We start from the raw sequence: 25340 nt of genomic DNA, 5'->3' as shown, positions 1-25340 counted from the left end.
GCACCCAGACATGCGTGCTGCGCATATCTTGCGGCATACTACGCTTCTTTGACCGGCCCGATACCCCCATGTCACGCAAAATCCCCATGCTGCAAGCCTTGAACTGCTTCGAGGCGGCGGCGCGGCACCAGAGCTACACGCATGCGGCGCGCGAACTGTCGCTGACGCAAAGCGCCGTGTCGCGCCAGATTTCATCTCTGGAAAGCTTTCTTGGCGTGCAACTGTTCCAGCGCACGCGCCATGGCGTGTTGCTGACCAGCGCCGGCGCCGCGTATGCGCGGCAGATCGCCGCCCGCCTCGATGGCCTGGAGCGCGACACGCTCGACACCATGGCGCGCCAGGGCGGCGGCGGCGCCTTGCAGCTCGCTTCCGTTCCCACGTTTGCCACGCGCTGGCTGATGCCGCGGCTGTCGTCACTGGCGGGGCTGCACCCGGACATCGTCGTGCATATCGACGCGTATACAAAACCGTTCATGTTTGCCGATACGGAATACGACGGCGCCCTGTATGCGGGCACGCCAGAGCAACTGGCGCGCTGGCCCGGCACGCGCGCCACCTTGCTCATGCACGAGGAAATCGTGCCCGTCGCCAGCCCGCGCCTGCTGGCGGCGCGCAGCGAGTGGCAGCCGCAGGATTTACTGGAACTGATCTTGTTGCAGCAAAGTACGCGCCCGGGCGCCTGGCGCCAGTGGTTTGACGCCATGCAGGTCGAGGGAGAAGGACGCGATGGGGCGCACTATGGCGCCCGCTATGAACTGTTTTCCATGCTGGCCATGGCGGCCGTGCAAGGGCAGGGCGTGGTCTTGCTGCCGCGCATGCTGGTCGAAGCGGAACTGGCGCGTGGCGAGCTGCGCATTGCATGCGAGCGCCCACTGCGCGGCCAGCGCGCGTATTACCTGATCACGCCCGAAACGGCGCATGAAAAGACGGCCCTGCAGCAATTTCGCGCATGGCTGCAGGGCGAAGCGGCCTAAACGACCTTGGCCGTGTCGAAATGGGGATTGTCGATCAGGCCGATCTGGTTGCCGAACGGGTCGAGTAATTCCACCGTGCGGATGCCGTCGCCCACGTCCGTGATCGGATGGTGCAGGCTGCCGCCCAGCGCCACGATGCGTTCGACTTCCTGCTCGATGCCGTCCACGCCCCAGTACGTCACGCTGCCTTGCGCGCCAGGCTGGCCATCTGGCAGCAAGCCCAGCTCGAAGCCGCCGATATTAAAACCGACATAGAACGGCTGGTCGAAATACGGCGCCGTGCCGAATACCTGGCTGTACCAGGCCTTGGCCTTGTCCAGGTCGGGGACGGGATAGGTGACGGTGCGTAAACCCTTGATCATGTTCTGCTCCTGGTGAATGAAGAATCACGCCATCATGCCACTGGCGCGCGGCGCGTGATTGTAAAAATGGAAGGTGTTCAAGTGCGCCTGCCCGCCAGCCACGCCTCGGGCGAGCTGCGGGCGAAATCCTGGAAGTCGTGGATCAGGTGCGACTGGTCGAAATAACCATATTGCAAGGCCACTTGCGCCCAGTCCTGTTGTCCCGCCAGGTTTTGCATGCCGGCGCTGGCCGCGCGAAAGCGGCAGATGCGGGCAAACAGCTTCGGACTGATGCCCACTTGCTGGCGAAATTGCAGCGCCAGGTGCTGGCGCGACACGCCCAGCTGCTGCGCCAGGCCGTCCACGCGCACCTGTCCCGCTGCCGCCTCGATGGCCGCGATGGCGTGGTCGGCCGCGCCCGCCTGGCGCCGTGGCGGCGCGGTGCGCAGGCGCAGCAGCAGATATTCTTGCAAAATGGAAACTCGTTGCGCATTGGTCAAGGGTTCGCTCCACAGGGCGTCACCGAGGCGCGCCGCCAGCTCGCGGCCCCACAGCTGCTGCAAGCCCGTGCGGCCATCGCTGAGCTCGCACAAGGGCAGCTGGAAGAAGCTGGCGGCCGCGCCCGGCTTGAAGCGGGCCGCCACCGTTTGCACGAGACCGTGGCTGACGACGGCAATCGGCGCCGTCATCATGCCGACGGCAAAGCTGGCGTCCTGCTGGTCCTGGCACAGGATGTCGATGCAATTGTCGGGCAAGACCTGGTGCGTGACGGGTGTGGCGCCCGTTTGCACGCGGCAGGTCCAGACGCAATCGAGCCAGGGTCGCAGGGCGGGGAGGGGCGGATATTCCTGGTAGACGATCATGGCCGGCTTTGATGCAAAGAACAAGATTGTGCATATATTACACAGCAGAATTGCGCGCCGGCCAAAATTTGCCAGACCGGGCCGCCAGCGCGCCGCGCTATCGGGCGGCGACAACCAGTATAATGCTCGGTTCATATCCACTATTGGCCGGGCCACGCTGGTCGCACATCATCATGCAAGATAAATATAGTCCCGCCGACGTCGAACAAGCCGCCCAATCGCACTGGAAGGCGATCGACGCCTATAAAGCCGTCGAACACGACCCACGTTTCCCTAAAGGCAAGTATTTTGCCTGCTCGATGCTGCCTTACCCTTCGGGCAAGCTGCACATGGGTCACGTACGCAACTATACGATCAATGATGTGATGTACCGCTACCTGCGCATGAACGGCTACAACGTGCTCATGCCGATGGGTTGGGATGCGTTCGGCATGCCGGCGGAAAACGCGGCCATGGCCAACAACGTGCCGCCCGCGCAATGGACGTATTCGAACATCGCCCACATGAAGCAGCAGATGGAATCGATGGGCCTGGCCATCGACTGGTCGCGCGAAATGACCGCCTGCAAGCCCGAATACTACAAATGGAACCAGTGGATGTTCCTCAAGATGCTGGAAAAAGGCATCATCTACAAGAAGACCGGTACCGTGAACTGGGATCCGATCGACCAGACCGTGCTGGCCAACGAACAAGTCGTCGATGGCCGCGGCTGGCGTTCGGGCGCGCTGATCGAGAAGCGCGAAATCCCCATGTACTACGCGCGCATCACCGACTACGCGGAAGAATTGCTGGCGTATGTGGACGACAAGCTGCCGGGCTGGCCCGAGCGCGTGCGCACCATGCAGACCAACTGGATCGGCAAGTCGACGGGCGTGCGTTTCGCCTTCCCGCACCAGATCAAGGACGCCGAAGGCAGCCTGATCGGCGACGGCAAGCTGTATGTGTTTACCACGCGTCCTGACACCGTCATGGGCGTGACCTTCTGCGCCGTGGCCGCCGAGCACCCACTGGCCATCCACGCCGCGCAAACGAACCCTGCACTGGCCGCCTTCAACGCCGAATGCAAGCTCGGTTCCGTGATCGAAGCGGACATGGCAACAATGGAGAAGAAGGGCATGCCGACCGGCCTGTTCGTCACCCATCCGTTGACGGGCGCGCAAGTGGAAGTCTGGGTCGGCAACTACGTCTTGATCACCTACGGCGATGGCGCCGTGATGGGCGTGCCGGCGCACGACGAACGCGATTTCGGCTTCGCCAAGAAATACAATCTGCCGATCAAGCAAGTGATCGAAGTCAAGGGCCAGGAATTTTCCACCGATGCATGGCAGGAATCGTATGGCAGCAAGGATGGCGTCTGCGTCGCCTCCGGCAAATACGACGGCCTGCATTTCGCGTCCGCCGTCGATGCGGTGGCCGCCGACCTGGCCGAGCTGGGCCTGGGCGAAAAGAAAACCACGTTCCGCTTGCGCGACTGGGGCATTTCGCGCCAGCGCTACTGGGGCACGCCGATCCCGATGATCCATTGCGCCGATTGCGGTGTGGTGCCGGTGCCGGAAAAAGATCTGCCGGTGGTGCTGCCGGAAGACTGCGTGCCGGACGGCACGGGCAATCCGCTGAACAAATACGAAGCCTTTTTGCAGTGCGACTGCCCGCAGTGCGGCAAGCCGGCGCGCCGCGAGACGGACACCATGGATACCTTCGTCGATTCGTCGTGGTACTACATGCGCTATACCTCGCCAGGCTCGAACGACGCCATGGTCGACGCGCGCAACGATTACTGGATGCCGATGGACCAGTACATCGGCGGCATCGAACACGCCGTCATGCACTTGCTGTACGCGCGCTTCTGGACCAAGATCATGCGCGACTTCGGCCTGGTCAAGTTCGACGAGCCGTTCGTCAACCTGCTGACGCAAGGCATGGTGCTCAACGAAACGTATTTCCGCAAGGACGCGGTGGGCAAGACCACCTGGTTCAACCCGGACGACGTGCGCCTGTCGCTCGATGACAAGGGCCGTCCGCAAAGCGCCGTCCTGGTGGCCGATGGCCAGCCGGTGGAAATCGGCGGCACGGAAAAAATGTCGAAGTCGAAGAACAACGGCATCGACCCGCAAGCGCAGATCGAGCAGTACGGCGCCGATACGGCCCGTTTGTTCACCATGTTCGCCTCGCCGCCGGAACAGACGCTGGAATGGTCGGGCAGCGGCGTCGAAGGCGCGAACCGTTTCCTGCGCCGCGTGTGGAACTTCGGCTACGCCCGGTCGGCCACGATCCAGGCCGCGCTGGCTGGCGGCGCCGCTCCTGCCACGGGCGACGCGCAGAAAAACCTGCGCCGCGAATTGCACAAGCTGCTGCAGCAAGCCGATTACGACTTGAAGCGCATCCAGTACAACACCGTGGTGTCGGCCTGCATGAAGATGCTCAACACGCTGGAATCGGCCAAGCTGGACGACAGCGCGCAGTCGAAGGCGCTGATCGCCGAAGGCTTCTCCATCTTCCTGCGCCTGTTGAACCCTGTCGCGCCGCACATCACCCACGTGCTGTGGCAGGAACTCGGTTACGCTGGCGTGCACGGCGATCTGCTCAACGTGGCATGGCCGCAAGTCGACCCGGCCGCATTGGAACAGTCCGAGATCGAGATGATGATCCAGGTGAACGGCAAGCTGCGCGGCTCGATCACGGTGGCCAAGGATGCGGACAAGGCCAGCATCGAAGCGGCCGCGCTGGCGTGCGAAAGTGTGCAGAAGTATGTCGAGACCACGCCGAAGAAAATCATCGTCGTGCCAGGCAAGTTAATCAGCATCGTGGTGTAATCATGACGACTTCCTCTCAAGTATCGCTGTTGGGCCGCCGCGCCGTGCTGGCGTTGGGCCTGACTGTTTTGCTGTCGGCCTGCGGCTTTCATTTGCGCGGTTCGAACGGCAGTTTCATGCTGCCGTTCGCGACGATGTACATCGGCTTGCCCGACACGTCGCCGCTGGCGATCGGCCTGAAGCGCTATATCCGCGCCATTGGCAGCACGGAGGTGGTGAGCACCAAGGATGGCGCCGACGCCGTCCTTGAAGTGCTCAATGACCCGGAGAGGAATCGTACCAAGACCATTTTGTCGCTGAACAAAAATGGCCGCGTGCAAGAGTACCAACTCGGCTATTCGATCAATTTCCGCGTGCTGGACAAGGAAGGCAACCAGTTGCTGGCGCCGACCACCATCAGCCTTGTGCGTCCGATCACCTTCGACGAATCGCAGGTACTGGCCAAGGAAACGGAAGAAGCGGCGCTGTACCGCGACATGCGCAACGACCTGGTGCAGCAGATCATGCGCCGCCTGGCCGCCATCAAGCCGGTGCTGCCGGCCATGTCGGTGGCGCCAGTGGCGCCCGTGACGCCGGTCGCGCCAGCCCCGCAGCAGTAACGGGGTCGCCATGCAATTGCGGATAGACGCGCTCGATGGGCATGTGGCCAAGCCGCTGGCGCAGCTGTATGTGATCACCAGCGACGAACACTTGCTGGCGCTGGAAGCGGCCGACAAGATCCGCCGTGCGGCGCGCGCGCAAGGTTACTCCGAGCGCGACGTGCTGACGGTGGAGCGCAGCTTCAAGTGGGGCGAACTGCTGGCGGCGAACCAGGAGCTGTCGCTGTTCGGCGATAAAAAACTGATCGAGCTGCGCATCCCCACCGGCAAGCCGGGCAAGGATGGCGGCGCGGCGCTGCAAAGCTACGCGAAAAACCTCAGTCCCGACAATCTGACCCTGATCACCTTGCCCAAGCTGGACTGGGCCACGCAGAAGGCGGCCTGGGTCGCCAGCCTGCAGCAGGCGGCCGTGTATATCGACATTCCGAACGTGGAACGGGCGCAGTTGCCGGCCTGGATATCGCAGCGCCTGGCCGCGCAGGGGCAAAGCGCCGAACGGGCCAGCATCGACTTCATCGCCGAGCGGGTGGAAGGCAATTTGCTGGCGGCGCACCAGGAAATCCAGAAACTGGGCTTGCTGCATGCTGCGGGCAAGCTGACGTACGAACAAGTGCAGGACGCGGTGCTGAACGTGGCCCGCTACGATGTCTTCAAGCTGTCCGAAGCCATGCTGGCTGGCGACCCGGCGCGCCTGGTGCGCATGCTCGAAGGCTTGAAGGGCGAGGGCGAGGCGCTGCCGCTGGTCTTGTGGGCCGTCTCCGAGGAAATCCGCACGCTGTTAAAATTGAAGGCCGGCATGGCGCAAGGGCGTCCATTGGGCGCGCTGCTGAAGGAATACCGCATCTGGGGTCCGCGCGAGCGGATGATGGAACCGGCCCTGCGGCGCATTTCGCTGCCCGTGCTGGAAGCGGCGCTGCAGCAGGCGGCGCAGGTGGACAAGATGATCAAGGGCTTGCGCGCCAAGGGCTACGCGGGCGACGCCTGGGACGCCATGCTGCAGCTGGGCCTGAAGATCGCCAAGGGTTAACTTTTATGGATACGAGCATGGACATCACAGAATATATGCAGGACGTGGGCATGCGCGCGCGCGCCGCCTCGCGCGCCATGGCGCGTGCCGACAGCGCCACGCGCAACCGCGCCTTGAGCCTGATCGCCGCCGCCATCGTGCGCGATGCCGACCTGCTGCGCGCGGCCAACCAGCGCGACCTCGATGCGGCAGCCGCCGCCGGCCTGGCGCCGGCCATGCTCGACCGCCTGACCCTGTCCGACGCCGCCATCGCCACCATGGTCGAAGGCTTGACGCAGATCGTCTCGCTGGCCGATCCGATCGGCGAAATCTCGAACATGAAATTCCGTCCGACGGGCATCCAGGTGGGCCAGATGCGCGTGCCGCTGGGCGTCATCGGCATCATCTATGAAGCCCGTCCGAACGTGACGGTGGACGCGGCCGGCCTGTGCATCAAGAGCGGCAATGCGACGATTCTGCGCGGCGGCTCGGAAGCGATACACTGCAACCGCGCGCTGGCCAAGCTGGTGGCGGAGGGTTTGCAGGGAGCAGGCTTGCCGGCCGATGCCGTGCAAGTCATCGACACCACGGACCGCGCCGCCGTCGGCGCGCTGATCACCATGCCGCAATTCGTCGACGTCATCGTGCCGCGCGGCGGCAAGGGCTTGATCGCGCGCCTGATGGAAGAGGCCACCGTGCCGATGATCAAGCACCTCGACGGCATCTGCCACGTGTATATCGACGCCAAGGCCGATATCAAAAAGGCGATCGATATTGGCTTCAACGCGAAGTGCCACCGCTACGGCACCTGCAACACCATGGAAACTTTGCTGGTGTCGCGCGCCGTCGCCGCCACCGTGCTGCCGCAGCTGGCCGAACTGTATTTGACCAAGCAGGTGGAACTGCGCGCCGATCCGGAAAGCCATGCGATCCTGGCCGCCGCTGCCTATCCGCATCTGGTGCCGGCCACCGAGGAAGACTGGTCCACCGAATACCTGGCGGCGATCCTGTCGGTGAAGGTGGTCGACGGCATCGACGAAGCGATGGATCACATCAACCAGTATTCATCGAAGCACACGGAATCGATCATCACGGAAGACTACAGCGACGCGCTGCGCTTCCTGCGCGAAGTCGATTCCGCCTCGGTGATGGTGAACGCGTCGACGCGTTTTGCCGACGGCTTCGAATATGGCCTGGGCGCCGAAATCGGCATCTCGAACGACAAGCTGCATGCGCGCGGTCCGGTGGGTCTGGAAGGCCTGACATCGCTCAAGTACGTGGTCTTTGGCCACGGCGAAATCCGCAAGTAGTCTCCTCGCGGGCGGCCCACAAGGCGGCCCGCGCTCTGTTTTTCTCCACCTCCGACACTGGGAACCCCATGCTCTTTCTCTGGACCAAAGCCTTCCACATCATCTTCGTCATGTCCTGGTTTGCCGGCCTGTTTTACTTGCCGCGCATCTTCGTGAACCTGGCGATGGAGACGGAAACGGTCGCCACCGAGCGCCTCTTGCTGATGGCGCGCAAGTTGTACCGCTTCATGTCGCTGCTGGCGCTGCCGGCCATGGTGCTGGGGCTGGCGTTGATGTGGATGCTGTATGGCGGGGGCGAGGGCCGCATGAAGATGCCGGGCTGGATGCACGCCAAGCTGACGTTCGTGGTGCTGCTGCTCGGCTATCACCACGCCTGCGGTTCCATCCTGCGCAAGTTTGAAAAAGGTCTCAACAAGCGCAGCCACACCTGGTTCCGCTGGTTTAATGAAGTGCCGGTGGTGATGCTGCTGGCCGTCGTCGTGCTGGTCGTGGTCAAGCCTTTCTAAGGGAGTCGAGATGAGTGCAACCCAGAGCAAAGTCGTGCAGTATTTCTTCGCCCCCCACTCGCCATGGACCTATCTGGGTCACGCGCGCCTGATGGCCATCGCCGCCAAAACGGGCGCGCAGATCGACGTGCGTCCCTTCGACCTGGGCAAGGTTTTCAGTGTGTCGGGCGGCCTGCCGCTGGCCAAGCGCGCACCGCAGCGCCAGGCCTACCGCCTGGCCGAACTGGCGCGCTGGTCGGCCTTTCTGCAAGTGCCATTGACCCTGCAGCCGAAGTTCTTCCCCGTGTCGCCGGAAGCGTCGGCCAAGCTGATCATCGCCACGCGCCTGGCGCACGGCGTGGAAGCCTCGCTGAACCTGGCGCACGCCATCATGCGCGGCCTTTGGGCCGAAGAGCGCAACATCGGCGACGAGGAAACCTTGGTGCAGATCGCCGTTGACGCCGGTTTCGATGGCCGCCAGTTGCTGAAAACGTCGGAAACGGCCAGCGTGCAGGCCGAATACGACGCGAATACGGAGGCAGCTACCGCCGCATCCGTCTTCGGTTCGCCATGGTACATCGTCGATGGCGAAGGATACTGGGGCCAGGACCGCCTCGATTTTGTCGAGCGCGCGTTATCAGTAAAGTAATTAGTGCCGGGGTCAGACCCGCCGGGTCTGACCCCAGATTTTAGTTTGTTTTCCAACGGATAAAGAGTACACCACCATGGCTTCATATTTTTGCCCATGCCCGCGCGGCATGGAAGCGGCGCTGGCCGAGGAACTGGGCGAGATCGCCCAGGATAGTTCGACCATGAAGGTCCACAACCAGGTACCGGGCGGCGTACACTGCTCGGGCGACCTGCTGGACTCCTATCGCATCAACCTGCATTCGCGCATCGCTTCGCGCGTGCTGATGCGCATGGCCCATTCCGGCTACAAGACGGAAAACGATATTTATGACCTGACCCTGGCGCAATCGTGGGAAGACTGGTTCGGCGTGCACCACACGATCCGCGTCGACGTCACGGCCGTCAAATCGCCGCTGCGCAGCCTGGAATTCACGACCCTGAAAATCAAGGATGCGATCTGCGACCGCTTCCGCGACCAGTTCAACGAGCGTCCTTCGGTCAACACCAAGACGCCGGACATGCGCATCGTCGGCTTCCTCGACGCGCACACGTTCACTGTTTACCTCGACACCTCGGGCGAAGCCCTGTTCAAGCGCGGCTGGCGCGAAGAGACGGGCGACGCGCCGCTGCGCGAAAACCTGGCCGCCGGCCTGCTGCGCGTGTCGGGCTGGAAGCCCGGCATGGTGCTGTTCGACCCGATGTGCGGTTCCGGCACCATTCTGGCCGAAGCGGCGCAGATGCTGCAGGGCATTCCGCCGGGCGCTTCGCGCCAGTTCGCGTTTGAAAACTTCCACGACTTCGATCCGGCGCCGTGGAATGCCATGAAAAACGCCATCAAGGTCAATCCGTTGCCGGCCGAACCGACCATTTTCGGCAGCGATATTTCGGGCGACATGGTCGCCATGACGCGCCATAACCTGCGCTGCGCCGGCGTGCGCTTCGACGTACCGCTGAAACAGATCGAGGCGCAGGAAGTCAAGCCGCCAAGCGACGTGCCGGGCATCATGCTGACCAACCCGCCGTACGGCGAGCGTATCGGCGTGCGCGGCGACAGCACCATCCCGGAAGATGAACTGTCGACGTCCTTCTATTCGGCCATGGGCACGACCCTGAAGCAGCGTTTCGCCGGCTGGACCGTGTTCCTGTTTACGGCCGACCTGGGCTTGCCCAAGCTGCTGCGTCTGAAAGAAGCGCGCAAGACGCCATTCTTCAACGGCGCGCTGGAATGCCGTCTGTTCCGTTTCGACATGGTCGCCGGCTACAACCGCCGCGAAGAAGCCAAACCGAAACCACAGCAGTAAGCGTTCACCGCAAGACCCCGCAGTAACCCCGCGCGCGGACCGATGCAGGTCCGCGCGCCACTTTGGATCCGCCATGTTTCCCACCCCTCCGGCCGATGTGCCGCCCGACCCGGTCACCCCCGTTCCGCCTCCCACGCCGAGCCACATGGCGCCGTTGAGCCGCGGTGCGCTGGCGATGATGCTGGCCGGGCTGTCGATGCTGGGACCCTTGTCGATCGACACCTATCTGCCCGCGTTTGGCGCGATCCAGGGTTCGCTGCAGGCCTCGCCGCTGGAAGTGCAGCAGTCGCTGACGTTCTACATGCTGGCCTTTGCCGGCATGGTGCTGTGGCATGGCGCCATCTCGGATACTTTTGGGCGGCGCAACGTCATTCTCGTGTCGCTGCTGATGTTTGCCATCGGCTCGCTCGGTTGCGCTTCGGCGCACACGGTGCACTACCTGTGGTTCTTCCGCATCATGCAGGGCGTGTCGGCCGGCGCCGGCGTGGTGATCAGCCGCGCCATCATCCGCGACTTGTACGCCGATGCGGCGGCGGCGCGGCTGCTGTCGCTGGTGACGATGATCTTTTCCATCGCCCCGGCCGTGGCGCCGATTCTCGGCGGCTGGATCGTCATCTGGTTCGACTGGCGCTCGATCTTCCTGTTCCTCGCCTTTTACACGGTGGTGCTGCTGGCGTTCTGCTACTGGCGCCTGCCCGAAACCCTGCCGATGGAAAAGCGCCAGCCGTTCAATCCCCGTTTCCTCGCGTCGAGCTACGGCCAGATCCTGCGCTCGCCCCTGTTCCACATCAAGGCCGGCATCGTCGCCCTCAATTTCGCGGGCCTGTTCCTGTTCATCACGGCCGCGCCGGAAATGCTGCCCAAGCAGCTGGGCCTGGGGCCATCGCAATTCGCCTGGCTGTTCATTCCCTGCGTCAGCGGCATCTTCATGGGCGCCGCGGCGGCCAACCGCATCGCCGGCAGAATCACGTTCGCGCGCCAGATCGGCATCGGCTTTGCCTTCCTGCTGTGCGCCGCCAGCGTCAACGTCGTGTATCACCTGTTCCTGCCGCCATCGCTGCCCTGGTCGGTGCTGCCCCTGTTCTTCTACACGTTCGGCATGTCGCTGGTGGGGCCGGGCGCGACCCTGCTGGCGCTCGACCTGTTCCCGCATATCCGCGGCACGGTCGCTTCGTGCCAGTCGTTTGCCAGCACCTTGCTGGGTGCCGTGGTGGCCGGCGTGATCTCGCCGCTGCTGTCCGGTTCCGTGCTGTGGCTGGCGTCGGGCCAGCTGGCGTTTACGGGCCTGGCGCTGGCCATGTGGCTGATATCGCGGCGCTTCCGCCACCGTTTGCTGGGTTCCTTCAAGGCATAAGTTTCCACTGCAGAACGCTGGATTTATTTCAACTTAATTTTCTATATTGCAAGTAATATCCGGCGCTTATGATAAGATGACTTCTTTCCCGGCATCCTCTCAGGCAATAGATTTTTTGGTTACAGGAGTGGAGGATTCCTCTGAACGTGGCCGCGCTTCGCTGCTAAGCGCTCATCCTTTTCGAACCGGCAATGCCTGATACGATGCATCAATCTGATCAAGATATTCGCAATCGCCTGCTGATTGCCCGCCTGCCGGCCATGCCGCAGATTCTCCTCATGCTGATCGCCCACCTGCAGGCCGACGATGCCGGCATGCCAGAGCTGGCCGCCCTGATCGCCAAGGATGCGGGCATGACCAGCAAGATCCTCGGCGTGGCCAACAGCTCGGCCTACCATCGCCAGGGCAAGGTCGTCAGCCTGGAGCAATCGCTCGTGTCGCTGGGCACGGACATGATCAAGACCCTGGTCATCAGCGAATCCGTGTTCCAGACCTTCAACAGCTTTCCCCATTCCGGCAGCACGGATTTGCGCGCCTTCTGGAAAAGTTCGCTGTCGGCCGCCGTCATGGCGCGCGCGCTGGCCAAGGCCATGGCCTATCCGCACGTCGAGGAAGCGTATCTGGCCGGCTTGCTGCACAACGTGGGCCGCCTGGCCTTGCTGGCCACGGCGCCGAAGGAATACGCGTTCAATTTCACGGCGCGCGACGATGCCGCCCTGTGCGCGGTGGAGCAGCGCACCTTGCAGATCACGCATGCCGAAGCGGGCGCCTGGCTGATCGAGCGCTGGCATCTCGATTCCTTCCTGGCCGACAGCGTGCTGTATCACCACGAACCGCTGGCGCGCCTGGAAGCGAGTCATCCCCTGATCCGCATCGTGCGCCTGGCGCACCTGCTGTGCTGCCATGCGGACGATGCGGACGAGGCCGAGTCCATCGCGCAGGCGGCAAGCCTGTGCGCGCTGGACGTAGCGGTGCTGGATGACCTGGCCGGCAGCGTCGCGCGCCAGGTGGCGCAGGCCGCGCAGCACCTGGGCATCGACCTGGCCGGCGCGGACGATATCGCCACGCCGCCCGCGTATGCGCCGCCCGCCCCCGATCCGGTGCAGCAGCGCCTGTCCGACGAAGTGCGCAATATGGTGCTGGTGTCCGAAGTGGGCCAGACCTTCGCCCGGCAACAGGGCGAGAGCAGCCTGCTCGAAGCCATCACGCGCTCGGCGCGCATCCTGTTCGATTTTGACACCGCCGTCATCCTGCTGCAAAACCCCACCGGCCATGCGCTGGTCGGCGTGGCGGCGGGCGAACATCAGCATCGCCTGGCCGGCTTCTCTATCCCGCTGGCCAAGGGCGGGCCCCTGGCGGCATCCGCGCTGGAATGCCAGCTGGCGTTCCTGAAACGCGACATGCCGGCGCTGGGTATCGTCGAGGAGCAGCTGTTCCGCATTCTCGGCACGGACAGCCTGGTTTGCATGCCTCTGGTGGCGGGCCAGCGCAGTCTGGGCGTGCTGATTGGCGGCGTGGCGGCGTGGCAGATTCCCGCTTGCCAGAAGCGCGAGGGTTTCCTGCGCGCGTATGCCAGCCAGGCCGCCACGGCGCTGGAAACGGCGATCAGCGCGCGCGGCCTGGCGCGGCGCCAGCTCGATCACGTGGCCGAGGAGTACCGCGAAGCGTCGCGCCGCGTCGTGCATGAAGTGAATAACCCGCTGTCCATCATCAAGAATTACCTGAGCGTGCTTGATCACAAGCTGGAGAAGCAGGAGCCGGTCATCGGCGAGATGGCTATCCTGAACGAGGAAATCGACCGGGTCGGCCAGTTGATCGGCGGCCTGGCCGATCTGCAGCCGGTGCCGGCCAGCGGCGTGACCGATTGCGCGCGCGTGGTCGACGACGTGCTGCGATTGTTCCGCGCCACCGATTTCCTGCCGCCGAAGATCGAAGTGGTCACGCGCATGCAGGATGCGCCATGCGAGGTGGAGGCCGATGCCGGCATGCTCAAGCAAATCCTGCTCAACCTGCTGAAAAACGCCGTCGAAGCCTTGCCCGACGGCGGGCGCATCGAAGTGGCGAACCGTGGCCACGTCAACCGCGACCGCCGCCTGTACCTGGAACTGTGCGTCAGCGACAATGGCGCCGGCCTGGCGCCGGAAGTGCTGGCCAATCTGTTTTCCCCTGTGCGCAGCAGCAAGCAAGGCGCGCATCACGGCCTGGGCTTGTCCATCGTGCATGACCTGGTCACGCGCCTGCATGGCGTGATCGGCTGCCGCAGCAGCAAGTCCGGCACCTCGTTTGAAATTTTACTGCCCATTCCCGTGCCGGCGAGCGCTGCAACCGCGCTGCCCGCGCCCGGCAATACCGCCTTGTCTTCGTAACGTCCATGAACTCCTCCGCCATTCCGTTTGACCTGGAAAACAGCCCGCGCATCCTGCTGGTCGACGACGAGCCCCGTTTGCTCGCCTCCCTCCACGAATTGCTGAAGGACCGCGGTTACCAGCTGTACACGGCGACCTGCGGCAGCGAGGCGCTGGCGCAGTTGTCGAAACTGCGCTTCGACCTGATCCTGCTGGACTTGCGCCTGCCCGACATGAGCGGCCATGAAATCATGGACCACATCAACCGGCGCGGCATCGAGGGCGACGTGATCGTCATGAGCGGCGACGTCGGCATCGAGGCGGCTATCGGCGCCCTGAAGCGTGGCGCCTACGATTATCTGCGCAAGCCGTACAGCCGCGAGGAGCTGCTCAAGACGGTGGAGAACGCGCTGCAAAAGCGCAAGCTGGCGCTGGAAAACGAGCGCATCGCGCTGCAGCTGGAAAACTCGGAAAAGATGTACCGCTATCTGGTCGACAGCTCGCCCGACATCATCTATACCCTGAACCATGAAGGCCGCATCACCTTCATCAACGATCGTGTGCACCAGTTGCTGGGCTTTAGCCGCGAAGAGCTGATCGGCAGCCATTATTCCATCCTCGTGCACGATGAAGACCAGGAGCGGGCGCGCTATGCCTTCAATGAGCGCCGCATCGACGAGCGTGCCTCGCGCAATGTGGAATTACGCCTGAAGTGCCATAGCGGCAGCGGCAGCGACCGTACCTTCAACAACACCTTGATGACGGTTCCGCTCAATTCGATCGGCATGCACGATCACGAAGCCCGGAAGCAGGAATACTTCGGCACCTACGGCGTGGCGCGCGACATCACCGACCGCAAGCGCGCCGAGGAAGTCATCTCCTACCAGGCCTATCACGACATTCTGACGGACCTGCCGAACCGCATGCTGTTCAAGGACCGCCTGGGGCTGGCCGTGATCCAGGCGCGGCGCAAGCTGACGGAACTGGCCGTGATGTTCATCGACCTCGATCGTTTCAAGCTGGTCAACGACACCCTGGGCCACGTGAAGGGCGACGAATTGCTGCAGCAGGTGGCGCTGCGCCTGAAGGATTGTTTGCGCCGCGGCGACACGCTGGCGCGCCAGGGCGGCGATGAATTCACCATCGTGCTGCCGGAGCTGCGCGACCGCCAGGATGCGCGTCTGATTGCCGACAAGTTCCTCGAATGTCTGCACCAGCCCTTCGACCTCGATGGCAACCAGGTGCATATTTCGGCCTCGATCGGCATCGCCATCTATCCGGGCGACGGCGAGACCATCGACGAGCTGCTGCGCCACGCCGACATCGCCATGTACCAGGTCAAGGCACTGGGCAAGAACGGCCACAGTTTTTATCACGAGTCCATGCTCGACGTGTCGCACCAGAAGATCGCGCTCGAGCAAAGCCTGCGCAAGGCGCTGGAACTGAACCAGCTGGAGATGTATTACCAGCCGCAGGTGGACGTGATGACGGGCCGCATCGTCGGCGCCGAAGGCCTGATGCGCTGGAACCACCCGCAACGGGGCTTGCTGACGGCTGGCGAATTTTTGCCGTTCGCCGAGGAAAACGGCTTGATGCTGCCGATCTCGGACTGGATGCTGGGCGCCCTGTGCCGCGACCTGGTGCAGTGGAACGCCGCCGGCGGCGAAGCCGTGCGCCTGTCGCTCAATCTGTCGCCGCAATACCTGGACCGGGGCGACTTTTTCGAGAAGATGCGCGGCGCGCTGACGCGCTATGGCATCGCGCCGGAAAAGATCGAAGTGGAGATCACGGAAAACATCTGCATCCGCAACCCGCAGTATGCGATCGAGCAGTTGAACAAGCTGTGCCAGCTGGGCGTGTCGGTGGCCATCGACGATTTCGGCACCGGCTATTCCTCGCTGTCGTACCTGCACCGCTTCCCCATCCACACGATCAAGATCGACCAGTCGTTTGTGAAGGAAATCCATGACGAGCACGGACACTATCCCGTCATCCTGGCCATCATCTCGATCGCGCGCGGCCTCGGCCTGCACCTGATCGCTGAGGGCGTGGAAACGGAAGGCCAGGCGCGCTACCTGCAGGACAAGGGCTGCACCACGATGCAGGGCTATCTGTACCACCGGCCCATTTCGCTGGGCAGTTTCATCGGCGTGCTGCAGGAGCAAAACCGCCTGATCGCCGATGCCGCCCCCGCGGTGCCCCATGCGCTGGCCATCGAGGCTTGACCGTGCCGCTAGCCGATCCCCGCTCCACGGCGGCTCATTCCACGGCGGCTCATTACACAGCTGATTATCTGCGCCTGAAAGGCCTGGCCGAGAAGGGTAATGCGAACGCCCAGCACAGCCTAGGCTTCATGCATTTCAATGGCCAGGGCATCGAACAAAGCTATGCGCTGGCGCTGCACTGGTACGGCCTGGCCGCCGCGCAGGGGCTCGAACATGCGCAGTACAACCTGGGCGTGATGTGCCAGAAGGGGCAGGGCGTGCCCCAGGATTTTGCGCAGGCGGCGCACTGGTACCAGCAGGCGGCCGAGCAGGGGTACGCGGCGGCGCAGTACAACCTGGGCTGGTTGTATGCCAAGGGTCAGGGGCTCGCGCAAGATAGCGGGCTAGCCATGCTGTGGTTCAGCCGTGCGGCGGAACAGGGCGACGCCGGTGCACAAAACAACCTGGGCATGATGTATGACAATGGCAAGGGCGTGCCGCAGGACTTCGTGCAAGCCATCAATTGGTACCGCAAGGCGGCAGAGCAGGGTTATGCGCGGGCGCAGTTCAACCTGGGCCTGCGCTACGACAATGGCCAGGGCGTGCGCCAGGATCGCCAGCAGGCGACGGCCTGGATGCGCAAGGCGGCCGAGCAGGGCTATGCGCCGGCCCAGTTCAACCTGGCGCTGCGCTATGAAAATGGCGACGTGCTGCCGCAGGACAGCAGGCAGGCGATCAGCTGGTACCGGCGCGCGGCTGAGCAGGGCCACGCCAGTTCGCAGTTCAACCTGGGCCTGATCTATGACAATGGCCAGGGCGTGCCCTGCGATAAACAGGCGGCGCTGGAATGGTATGTCAAGGCGGCGGGGCTGGGCCATGCGGCGGCCCAGCACAACCTGGGCCTGCATCATGAACATGGCGCCCACGATTACGCGCAGGCGCAAGCGTTTTACCGCCAGGCCGCCGAGCAGGGCTTTCCCGCCGCGCAGTACCAGCTGGGACTGTTGCATGAGCATGGACAGGGCATGCCTGCCGATGCGCAGGAAGCCATCTTCTGGTACCGCAAGGCGGCAGATCAGGGACATGTGCGGGCGCAGTTCGACCTGGGCCTGCGTTATGAACATGGCCAGGGCGTACCGCAGGATCTGTCGGTGGCGCTGGAATGGTACCGCCGCGCCGCCGAACAGGATTACGCGCCGGCGCAATACATGCAGGGTGTCTTGCATGACCGCGACGACGGTCCCGCGCCCGACAGCCAGCAGGCCTGCGCCTGTTATTGCCGCGCCGCCGCGCAGGGCCACAGCCTGGCCCAGTTCGCGCTGGGCCTGCGGCATGACAATGGGCAGGACGTGCCGCAGGACTATGCCGCCGCCTGGGACTGGTATGCGCTGGCCGCGCGCCAGGGCCATGCGCGGGCGCAGATGAATCTGGGCCTGATGGCGGCCAGCGGCCAGGGCGGTCCGCTCGATTTGCAGCAGGCGTACATCTGGCTGTCGATGGCGGCGGCGGCCGGCGTGGCCGGCGCTGAAAAATCCCTGCGCCAGACGGCGGCGCGCATGCGCGAGACGGATCTGGCGCGGGTATGCGAACAGCTGGCGGCGATAGCCGGCTGAGCCATGTTGCCCACATTAGCGTGCGCGGATACAACAGTAGGTGCTGTATAGTCCTTTCCCTTCGCCATCTGTGGCTCTCCTTGTTTTCCCCAAGACGCAAAAAATTGCTGCGGTATTTGCGGTTTTGATGTGCTAAGGTTCCAGCAGAAGGTGGTCTGTCTATTCTTTAGAAAAGGAAAACTATGCGCCTGAACCCTTCCACTGGCCGTTCGGCCGCCCTCCTGTGTGCGCTGGTGTTGCTGTCGTCCGGCGCCGGCGCCGGTCCCCTGGATGCCCTCAGCAACCAGGATGCGAGCAATGGCTTGAAAGCGGCGCTGGAAGCCGGATCGGCCGCCGCCGTTGCCAAGTTGGGCATCGAAAATGGTTTTCTGAACAATGACAAGGTCAAGATCAAGTTGCCCGGCATTCTGGAGCAAGCCAAGCCCTTGCTGAAAATGACGGGCCGCGGCCAGCAACTGGACGACCTGGTGGTGTCGATGAACCGTGCCGCCGAGTCGGCCGTGCCGATGGCCAAGCCCTTGCTGCTCGACGCCGTCAAATCGATGAGCGTGAGCGATGCGAAAAATATCCTGTCCGGTGGCGATACTTCTGTGACGGATTTCTTCCGCCAGAAGACCTCGGCGCCCCTGGCCGTCAAATTCCTGCCCATCGTGAAATCCGTGACCGACCGTTCCGGCCTGGCCAGCAAGTACAACAGCACCATGAGCCAGATCGGCAAGACGGGACTGGTGCCGCAGCAGCAATCGACGGTGGAAGGCTATGTCACGGACCGTGCGCTTGACGGCCTGTACCTGATGATCGGCGAGGAAGAAAAAGCCATCCGCAGCAATCCGCTCGCCTATGGCAGCAAGATTATCGGCAAAGTGTTTGGCAGTTTGAAGTGACAGTTCAAGCCTGATGCAGGGCCGCAGGCGGCGTTTTCGCTGCATGGACAGGTGTGGCGCAAGGGAAACAAGTTAAGCATTTGCTACAAGAAAACAATGTTAAAATTCTGCGACATACATTCCTGAGGCATGGTTAAGCAACGATCAATTGCCCGGGAGTGCCCAGTTTTAGTGGCGAACTGATGCGTGGCATTGCAAGATGCCCGTCGGTTGGCCTTTTTTCGTTTCATTCACGTTTCCCCAAGCTCATTGATTTTCTGAATATATTGTCAGGAATTCCAGGTGCAGGATCTTTTAGGTAGCCGGATTTGTTAAGCGTACTCAGAAAATCAATCAAATATACCTGGTGTGGCTGTCTGGTGCTTGGCGCGCCGTCGGTGATGGCCGCGACCCCGAATCATGGTGGTCAATCCGGCTACATCAATATGCCCAGCGCCGTGGTGGAAACGGACGGCACCTTCAGCGTCGGCTACAGCTATGACAGCCCGTATGGCCAGTTGTGGGCGACGGCGAATATCCTGCCTTTCCTGCAAATGACGGGGCGCTATGTGTCGATCACGGGCATTCCTGGCTTTACCAATGTGCCCGGCGAATATGGCAGTGGCTATGGCCGCTACAAGGATAAGGTCGTCGACGGTAAATTGCGCCTGTGGACGGAAACGGAGTGGATGCCGTCCGTTGCCGTCGGCATGACGGATTTGTTCGGTACCGAGTTGTTCAAGGGGCAATATCTCGTTGCCACCAAGACATTTGGCGCCAGCAAGAATATCGAAGCGAGCCTGGGCTATGCCCATAAACGCCCGGACGGCGTGTTTGCCGGCGCGCGCTGGACGCCGACTGCGCTGCCGCGCTGGTCGGTGGTAGCCGAATACGATGCAACGAATTATGTGCGCGACTTCCGCGCCAGCGAAACGGACGCCGGCAAGCGCCGTAAAGGCGCTTCCCTGGGCCTGGAGTACCGCTGGGGCTGGCTTGCCTTGCAAGCGGCACGCAACCGCGACCAGTTCAGCGTGAACGCCTTTATCAGCATTCCATTTGGCGAACGCGAGTTTGTCCCCAAGGTGTACGAACCGGCGTATTTCGTCGATGACAAGAATCCGCCACCGCTGCCGAGCAAGGAAGAATGGCACCGCGACCCCGTGTATGGCGCCGATCTGGTCAATGCTCTGGTAAAACAGGACTATAAAAATATCCGTGTCGAGCAAGAGGGCAATGTCCTGAGCCTGAGCCTGACGAATAGCCGGATTTCGAACATGGGCCGCGCCGTTGGCCGCGCCGCGCGCACGGCTGTCGCTTTCACGCCGAAGGGCGTGACGACCTTGCGCATCACGTATACCAAGCTGGACCAGCCAATCGCCACCTACGAATTCTTTGATTTGCCAAAACTGAACGATTATTTGGCAGGCAAGATCGACCGCAAGGCCTTCCTCGACGTCGTGCTGCTGCGCTATCCGGAGAAAGGCGACGTCATCCGGGATGACCAGCAAGGCTGGCTGCAGGAATTCCTCGACAAGCCGGTGCCCGTCGTTGCCGCCGCGCCTGCACCAGCGCCTGCGTCCGCGCCCGTGCCGGTACTTGCCGCAGCTCCCGCGCTTGCCGCCGCACCGGCTCCCGCCAGGGCCGCCAACGTCCTGAGCGATGATGGCAAGCTGGCCGTCGGCGTCGGCGTCGATGGCGACGTGGTGCAGATCAAATCGCTGGACCGTGAGGCGAACCGCTTCAAGGTCGCTCCCAAGGTGGGCTTCTTCTTCAATGACCCGAGCGGCGCCTTCCGTTATTCGATTTCGGCCGTGGCCAACTACGACCGCCGCCTCGGTGACGGCCTGTACCTGAACAGCGCCGCCAGCCTGCAGTTGCTGGAAACGGTATCGGGTGTCAAGCAGCCATCGAACAGCAACTTGCCGCACGTGCGTACCGATATCGCGGAATATCTGCGCGGCGGGCGTTTCTCGCTGAGCCGCGTCTTGCTGAATAAATACAACAATCCTGCCGAGCGCGTGTATACCCGCATGTCGGCCGGCCTGTATGAAGACATGTTCCGCGGCGTGGGTGGCCAGGTGCTGTACCTGCCGAAGGATAGCCGCTGGGCGGCCGACGTGGCCGTCGATGCCTTGCAACAGCGAGGCTACAAGGGTTTGCTCGATTCGCGCGACTACAAGACGGTGACGGCGATCGGTTCCCTGCATTACCGCTTGCCGCACGACATTACCGTGACGGCGCGTGCCGGCCGCTTCCTGGCAAAAGACACGGGCGTGCGCATGGAATTCAAGCGCCGCTTCCAGTCCGGCATCGAAGTCGGCGCCTGGTACACGCATACGAACGGCAACGACATCACCAGCCCCGGCACGCCATCGAAGCCATACCAGGACCGTGGCATCTTCATGTCCGTGCCGCTGAACAGCATGTTGCCGATGGACACGCAATCGACGGCCGGTTTTGCCATTGCGCCATGGACGCGCGACGTGGGGCAGATGGTGGCCTCGCCGGGCGACCTGTACGACATGCTCGAGCGCCCGCGCGCCGACATGCACAGCTACGATGGCCTGGGCAACTTTGCCGAGCGCCCGGACGAACAGCATCTGCCTGCCGTCAATCCGCCGGACCGGCCGTTTGTCAGCCCATGGCCCGCCATGCGCGCGCGCCTGGAGCAATCCGCATCTGCTACGCCTAGCGTTCCTGAATGGCTCAAGGCGACGGCGGTGGTCGGCGGTGTGGTGGTGGCTTCCGCGCTGGCCGACAAACCGGTCGACCGTTTCGTCAAGAAACATGAAGATTCCAAGGTTTACCGCAACTGGGACAAGCTGGGCAAGGCCATGCCGTACGCGGCAGTGGGCGCCGCTGCCGCCGCCTTCGCCCTGGGCGATGAGCGCATGCAAAATACGGGACTCATTTCCCTGCAATCGGTTGCCGCGGCTACGGGTTTGGCGGTGGCCGGCAAATATGCGTTTGGCCGCGCCCGTCCAGAGGAAGACCTCGGAACGTGGAGCCGCGTCGGCAGCGGCAATTCCCGCTCGAATTCCTCGTTCCCTTCCGCGCATGCCGCGATCGGTTTTGCCGCCGTGACGCCGTTTGCCAAGGAATATGATGCGCCATGGCTGTACAGCGTGGCCGCCGTCGGTTCCGCCGGCCGCGTGTTTGGCCGCAAGCACTGGGTCTCCGACACGGTCGCCGGCGGCATCTTGGGCTACGCCATGGGCAGCTGGCTGTGGCATGCGCAGCGCGACCAGAGTAAATCGGGCCTGTCGATCAATCCCGGACCGAAAGAAATCAGCGTGACCTGGCAGGGCAAGTATTAAGCGCATGGCGCTCCCTTTACTCATACAACATTCATCCAGACAAAGACCAGCATGAAAAAGCAATTTCGCACTCCCCCGCCTTTCGTGAAACACGTGATTTTCTCGGCTTTCCTGCTGGGTGCCACTTCTGCCTATGCCGTGGAGCAGGAACTTGGCGCAACTGAGATGTCCCGTGCTGATCTTTCCCGCGCACAGGCGAATGAAATGGGCGGCAGCAGCTTGCCAAGCATTCGCAGTGGCCGCGGTGAGCAGCGGCCAGTCAAATCTTTGCCAGCCAGCCCGACCGCCAAACGCGGCGTTGCGGATGCCGATGCGCCCGTCGGTGCTTTCGAAGAGTATGTCGATGGCGTGACGGGCAAGAAGCTGAGCATCTTCGGCAAGGATCTGTTCAGTGACGTACCGTCCACCTTTGCGCCGCTCGATGGCGTCCAGGTGAACCAGGAATACGTGATTGGCACGGGTGACGAGTTGCAGGTACGCGGCTGGGGCATGGTCGACATCGACGTCAGCGCCACGGTTGACCGCAGCGGCGCGATTTTCATTCCGCGCGTCGGCTCCATCAAGGTCAGCGGCGTGCAGTACAAGGATCTGCAGGGCTACCTGAAGAAAGCCATTAGCAAGATTTACACCAATTTTGACCTGACGGCGAGCATCGCGCAAACGCGCGCCGTGCAAGTGTACGTGGTTGGCCATGCCGTTCGTCCTGGCACGTATACCTTGAATTCCATGAGCACCTTGCTCAATGCCCTGTTTACGTTGGGCGGTCCGGATGCCACCGGCAGCATGCGCAATATCCAGCTCAAGCGCGGCAAGGACACCATCAGCACCTTCGACCTGTATGACATGCTGGTCAAAGGCGACAAGAGCCGCGACGTCACCTTGCGTGATGGCGACGTGATCTATATTCCTGAAGTCGGCCCGCTGGTGGCTTTGACTGGTAGCGTGAAGCAACCGGCCATTTTTGAATTGAAGGGCAATGCCAGCCTGGCCGATGTCTTGAACTGGGCCGGCGGCTTTGATTCGGCTGCGGAAACGAAGCAGGTGATCGTCGAGAAAAACGTCGATAACCAATACAAGACCGTGCTGGAACTGGTGGCTGATAAAGGTGTTTCCAGCAGTCAGTTGGCCGGCATTGCCGTCAAACCGACCGATATTCTGCGCGTATTCGCGCCAGGCGCCGTACCGGTGCAGGCACAAATCCAGAACGAATATGTGCGCGTGGCCGGCGAAGCAAAGCAGAGCGGAATCTTCCTGTTGAAAAAAGGCGAAACCCTGCGCGAGCTGATCGCCCGTGTTGGCGGCGCCAATGAAAACGGCTACCTGTACGCGACACAGCTGAACCGTGAATCCGTCCGCCGCGCCCAGCAAATCAAATTGAACCAGGTGGCCGACCGTTTCGAACGCGACCTGGAATCGAACGCCACCCAGCGCATGTCTGCCTCAGGCGACAAGGAAAATGCAGCGAAGACCGCGGCCGAAGTGGAGCAGCAGCGCCGCATCGTGCAAAAACTGCGCACCGTCAAGGCGGAAGGACGCATTGTCCTCGATCTGCCAGGCGTCGATACGCAAGTGAAAAACTTGCCCGACCTGCCGTTGCAGGACGGCGACTCGATCCTGATCCCGCGCCGCCCAGGCACCGTAGATGTGCTGGGTTCGGTATTCCAGCAAAACGCCTTTGTGTATCGTCCACAGCGCACGGTCAACGACTATGTGCAGCAAGCTGGCGGCATCACCGCGAATGCAGACAAATCCGAAATGTACGTGATTCGTGCCGATGGCACGGCGAAAAGCAGCCAAGGCACTGGCTGGTTCGGTGGCCTCGGCGGCACGGCGTTGAATCCTGGCGATACCGTGGTGGTGCCGGAGAAGATTGAACGCAGCACGTTCATGCAGAGCATAAAGGACTGGACGGCAATCTTTTATCAGTTTGGCCTGGGTGCGGCTGGTTTGAAAGTACTGAAAGACTAATGGCCAGGTAGATGCCAGGGTATCTTGATAGTTATGCGATATGCGCGAGACTAATGGACCTTGGCGACGCTGAAAATATGACGGGTTATCAACCGAGAGAAAAAGATGGCTGAGCAATTAAAAAATAGTGGGCAGAGTGCACGGATGAATGAAAATAATGATGAAATTCACTTATTGGATATATTGACTGCACTTGCCCGGCAAAAAAAAATATTGTTCATGGTGCCGCTGGTAACGGGGGTATTGTCAATTGCTGCTGCATTCCTGATTAAACCGACTTTCTTGTCTACAGCAGTCATTTTGCCTCCTCAGCAGCAAAGCTCGGGAGTCTCTGCCATGTTGGGACAGCTTGGTGGATTGGCTGGCGCTGCCGGCGGCATTACAGGGTTGAAGAATCCTAATGACTTGTATGTTGCAATGTTGCAAAGCCGGACCATCGCAGACAAACTGATAAGCCAATTTGATTTGAAAACACGCTTCGACGTGGAAACTTTGGACGAGGCACGCAGGAAATTGGACGGAATGGCGACTGTCGTTAATGATAAAGCCGGAACTATTTCTGTGCTGGTCGAAGATAAAGATCCAAAATTTGCGGCCCAAATTGCCAATGCCTTTGTCAGTGAGTTGTCGAATTTGACCAAGGGTCTTGCGATAACCGATGCTGCGCAGCGCCGTCTGTTTTTTGAAAAACAGCTAGTCGCGGTGAAAGACGACCTGGCGAATGCCGAAATTGCGTTGCGCAAGACGCAGGAAAGTACTGGCCTGCTGCAATTGGACGGACAAGTCGAAGGCATTATCCGTAACGTTGCCCAGTTGGAAGGAACAATTGCAGCGAAAGAAGTGCAACTGAATGCCATGCGGAGCTTTGCAACAAATAACAATCCCGATCTTATGCGTTTGCAGGGGGAGATACAGGGATATCAAGCTCAACTTGCTAGATTGAAAACAGGGAAATCATCCAAGGATGGCGATTTGATGGTGCCAACCGGGAAAATTCCTGAGGTTGGGGTTGAATATATACGAAGCTTGCGCAATGTTAAATATCAGGAAACCATATTTGAATTGCTGTCAAAGCAGTATGAGTTGGCCAAAATAGACGAAGCCAAAGAATCGTCGAACATACAAATTCTCGATAATGCAGTGCCGGCAGAAAAAAAATCAAAACCGAAAAAATTGATTATTATTCTTTTGGGATTTTTTGGTGGTGGATTCTTGGCATTGTTTTTGGCGCTGATACGTGATGCATATTTGCGGTCTGCCCTCGATGAGGGTAGCAGATATCGCTGGAGCGTTCTGAGAAATGCTTGGGCAGGGAAAAACTAATTGAATGGCGGGTATGCCTGGGCTGACCTGC

General features: G+C 61.7%; 18 protein-coding genes. 16 read left to right on the top strand and 2 right to left on the bottom strand.

Features of this window, described 5'->3' with window-relative positions; genetic code table 11:
• Nucleotides 1–68 precede the first annotated feature (68 nt).
• Nucleotides 69–974, top strand: coding sequence for a LysR substrate-binding domain-containing protein (locus P9875_RS27875; RefSeq protein WP_278317207.1), 906 nt, complete (start codon nucleotides 69–71; stop codon nucleotides 972–974).
• Here P9875_RS27875 and P9875_RS27870 read toward each other — a convergent pair.
• Both P9875_RS27870 and P9875_RS27865 read right to left on the bottom strand, forming a co-directional pair.
• Nucleotides 971–1336, bottom strand: coding sequence for a VOC family protein (locus P9875_RS27870; RefSeq protein WP_278317206.1), 366 nt, complete (start codon nucleotides 1334–1336; stop codon nucleotides 971–973). The genes P9875_RS27875 and P9875_RS27870 overlap by 4 nt on opposite strands.
• A gap of 77 nt (nucleotides 1337–1413) precedes the next feature.
• Entirely contained in the window at nucleotides 1414–2202 is a 789-nt protein-coding gene (locus P9875_RS27865; RefSeq protein ID WP_278317205.1) for a DUF6597 domain-containing transcriptional factor, read from the bottom strand.
• 149 nt (nucleotides 2203–2351) lie between these two features.
• On the opposite strand from P9875_RS27865, the gene leuS reads away from it, so the two are divergent.
• The 15 genes from leuS to P9875_RS27790 all read left to right on the top strand — a co-directional run bounded on the left by leuS (nucleotide 2352) and on the right by P9875_RS27790 (nucleotide 25309).
• Nucleotides 2352–4991 carry a leucine--tRNA ligase gene (leuS, locus tag P9875_RS27860; RefSeq protein ID WP_278317204.1) on the top strand — a complete coding sequence of 880 codons (2640 nt, stop codon included), beginning with the start codon at nucleotides 2352–2354 and terminating at the stop codon, nucleotides 4989–4991.
• A gap of 2 nt (nucleotides 4992–4993) precedes the next feature.
• Nucleotides 4994–5590, top strand: a complete 597-nt coding sequence (gene lptE / locus P9875_RS27855) for an LPS assembly lipoprotein LptE (protein WP_035822677.1) — start codon at nucleotides 4994–4996, stop codon at nucleotides 5588–5590.
• A 10-nt stretch (nucleotides 5591–5600) separates the two neighbouring features.
• A complete protein-coding gene (gene holA, locus P9875_RS27850; RefSeq protein WP_099403942.1) occupies nucleotides 5601–6617 on the top strand; it encodes a DNA polymerase III subunit delta in 1017 nt (338 codons plus the stop codon).
• A gap of 17 nt (nucleotides 6618–6634) precedes the next feature.
• A complete protein-coding gene (locus P9875_RS27845; RefSeq protein WP_278317203.1) occupies nucleotides 6635–7906 on the top strand; it encodes a glutamate-5-semialdehyde dehydrogenase in 1272 nt (423 codons plus the stop codon).
• A gap of 68 nt (nucleotides 7907–7974) precedes the next feature.
• The gene (locus P9875_RS27840) at nucleotides 7975–8412 is read left to right on the top strand and encodes a CopD family protein (protein WP_034745744.1); all 438 of its coding nucleotides are present in this window, start codon (nucleotides 7975–7977) and stop codon (nucleotides 8410–8412) included.
• A gap of 10 nt (nucleotides 8413–8422) precedes the next feature.
• The gene (locus P9875_RS27835) at nucleotides 8423–9040 is read left to right on the top strand and encodes a 2-hydroxychromene-2-carboxylate isomerase (RefSeq protein WP_278317202.1); all 618 of its coding nucleotides are present in this window, start codon (nucleotides 8423–8425) and stop codon (nucleotides 9038–9040) included.
• Nucleotides 9041–9149: 109 nt separating this feature from the next.
• On the top strand, nucleotides 9150–10322 hold the full coding sequence (locus tag P9875_RS27830; RefSeq protein WP_099376293.1) for a THUMP domain-containing class I SAM-dependent RNA methyltransferase: 1173 nt from the start codon (nucleotides 9150–9152) through the stop codon (nucleotides 10320–10322).
• A gap of 73 nt (nucleotides 10323–10395) precedes the next feature.
• The gene (locus P9875_RS27825) at nucleotides 10396–11676 is read left to right on the top strand and encodes a multidrug effflux MFS transporter (RefSeq protein ID WP_217916900.1); all 1281 of its coding nucleotides are present in this window, start codon (nucleotides 10396–10398) and stop codon (nucleotides 11674–11676) included.
• A gap of 203 nt (nucleotides 11677–11879) precedes the next feature.
• Nucleotides 11880–14042, top strand: a complete 2163-nt coding sequence (locus P9875_RS27820; RefSeq protein WP_278317201.1) for an HDOD domain-containing protein — start codon at nucleotides 11880–11882, stop codon at nucleotides 14040–14042.
• Between the two features lie 5 nt (nucleotides 14043–14047).
• Nucleotides 14048–16246, top strand: coding sequence for an EAL domain-containing response regulator (locus P9875_RS27815; protein ID WP_278317200.1), 2199 nt, complete (start codon nucleotides 14048–14050; stop codon nucleotides 16244–16246).
• A gap of 2 nt (nucleotides 16247–16248) precedes the next feature.
• Nucleotides 16249–17838, top strand: coding sequence for an SEL1-like repeat protein (locus P9875_RS27810; RefSeq protein ID WP_278317199.1), 1590 nt, complete (start codon nucleotides 16249–16251; stop codon nucleotides 17836–17838).
• Nucleotides 17839–18020: 182 nt separating this feature from the next.
• Nucleotides 18021–18722, top strand: a complete 702-nt coding sequence (locus P9875_RS27805) for a DUF4197 domain-containing protein (RefSeq protein ID WP_035822663.1) — start codon at nucleotides 18021–18023, stop codon at nucleotides 18720–18722.
• Nucleotides 18723–19102: 380 nt separating this feature from the next.
• Nucleotides 19103–22018 (top strand): YjbH domain-containing protein, encoded by a 2916-nt coding sequence (locus tag P9875_RS27800; protein ID WP_278317198.1) that lies wholly within the window; start codon nucleotides 19103–19105, stop codon nucleotides 22016–22018.
• A 165-nt stretch (nucleotides 22019–22183) separates the two neighbouring features.
• A complete protein-coding gene (locus tag P9875_RS27795) occupies nucleotides 22184–23986 on the top strand; it encodes an SLBB domain-containing protein (RefSeq protein ID WP_278317197.1) in 1803 nt (600 codons plus the stop codon).
• Nucleotides 23987–24091: 105 nt separating this feature from the next.
• Nucleotides 24092–25309: a GumC family protein gene (locus tag P9875_RS27790; protein WP_278317196.1), complete on the top strand. Its 1218-nt coding sequence runs from the start codon at nucleotides 24092–24094 to the stop codon at nucleotides 25307–25309.
• The last annotated feature ends 31 nt before the right edge of the window (nucleotides 25310–25340 follow it).

The organism is Janthinobacterium rivuli (assembly GCF_029690045.1).
Lineage (GTDB): Bacteria > Pseudomonadota > Gammaproteobacteria > Burkholderiales > Burkholderiaceae_D > Janthinobacterium > Janthinobacterium rivuli.
Note: the sequence above shows the minus strand (reverse complement) of the source record. Positions and strands in the feature narration are given on the sequence as shown.

What these genes read in the sequence shown, in the direction of transcription:
- P9875_RS27830 (WP_099376293.1), top strand. Translation starts at nt 9,150, where the DNA reads ATGGAAGCGGCGCTGGCCGAGGAACTGGGCGAGATCGCCCAGGATAGT.
- P9875_RS27875 (WP_278317207.1), top strand. Translation starts at nt 69, where the DNA reads ATGTCACGCAAAATCCCCATGCTGCAAGCCTTGAACTGCTTCGAGGCG.
- P9875_RS27840 (WP_034745744.1), top strand. Translation starts at nt 7,975, where the DNA reads ATGCTCTTTCTCTGGACCAAAGCCTTCCACATCATCTTCGTCATGTCC.
- leuS (WP_278317204.1), top strand. Translation starts at nt 2,352, where the DNA reads ATGCAAGATAAATATAGTCCCGCCGACGTCGAACAAGCCGCCCAATCG.
- lptE (WP_035822677.1), top strand. Translation starts at nt 4,994, where the DNA reads ATGACGACTTCCTCTCAAGTATCGCTGTTGGGCCGCCGCGCCGTGCTG.
- P9875_RS27820 (WP_278317201.1), top strand. Translation starts at nt 11,880, where the DNA reads ATGCATCAATCTGATCAAGATATTCGCAATCGCCTGCTGATTGCCCGC.
- P9875_RS27845 (WP_278317203.1), top strand. Translation starts at nt 6,635, where the DNA reads ATGGACATCACAGAATATATGCAGGACGTGGGCATGCGCGCGCGCGCC.
- P9875_RS27800 (WP_278317198.1), top strand. Translation starts at nt 19,103, where the DNA reads ATGGCCGCGACCCCGAATCATGGTGGTCAATCCGGCTACATCAATATG.
- P9875_RS27825 (WP_217916900.1), top strand. Translation starts at nt 10,396, where the DNA reads ATGTTTCCCACCCCTCCGGCCGATGTGCCGCCCGACCCGGTCACCCCC.
- holA (WP_099403942.1), top strand. Translation starts at nt 5,601, where the DNA reads ATGCAATTGCGGATAGACGCGCTCGATGGGCATGTGGCCAAGCCGCTG.
- P9875_RS27815 (WP_278317200.1), top strand. Translation starts at nt 14,048, where the DNA reads ATGAACTCCTCCGCCATTCCGTTTGACCTGGAAAACAGCCCGCGCATC.
- P9875_RS27835 (WP_278317202.1), top strand. Translation starts at nt 8,423, where the DNA reads ATGAGTGCAACCCAGAGCAAAGTCGTGCAGTATTTCTTCGCCCCCCAC.
- P9875_RS27870 (WP_278317206.1), bottom strand. Translation starts at nt 1,336, where the DNA reads ATGATCAAGGGTTTACGCACCGTCACCTATCCCGTCCCCGACCTGGAC.
- P9875_RS27805 (WP_035822663.1), top strand. Translation starts at nt 18,021, where the DNA reads ATGCGCCTGAACCCTTCCACTGGCCGTTCGGCCGCCCTCCTGTGTGCG.
- P9875_RS27795 (WP_278317197.1), top strand. Translation starts at nt 22,184, where the DNA reads ATGTCCCGTGCTGATCTTTCCCGCGCACAGGCGAATGAAATGGGCGGC.
- P9875_RS27790 (WP_278317196.1), top strand. Translation starts at nt 24,092, where the DNA reads ATGGCTGAGCAATTAAAAAATAGTGGGCAGAGTGCACGGATGAATGAA.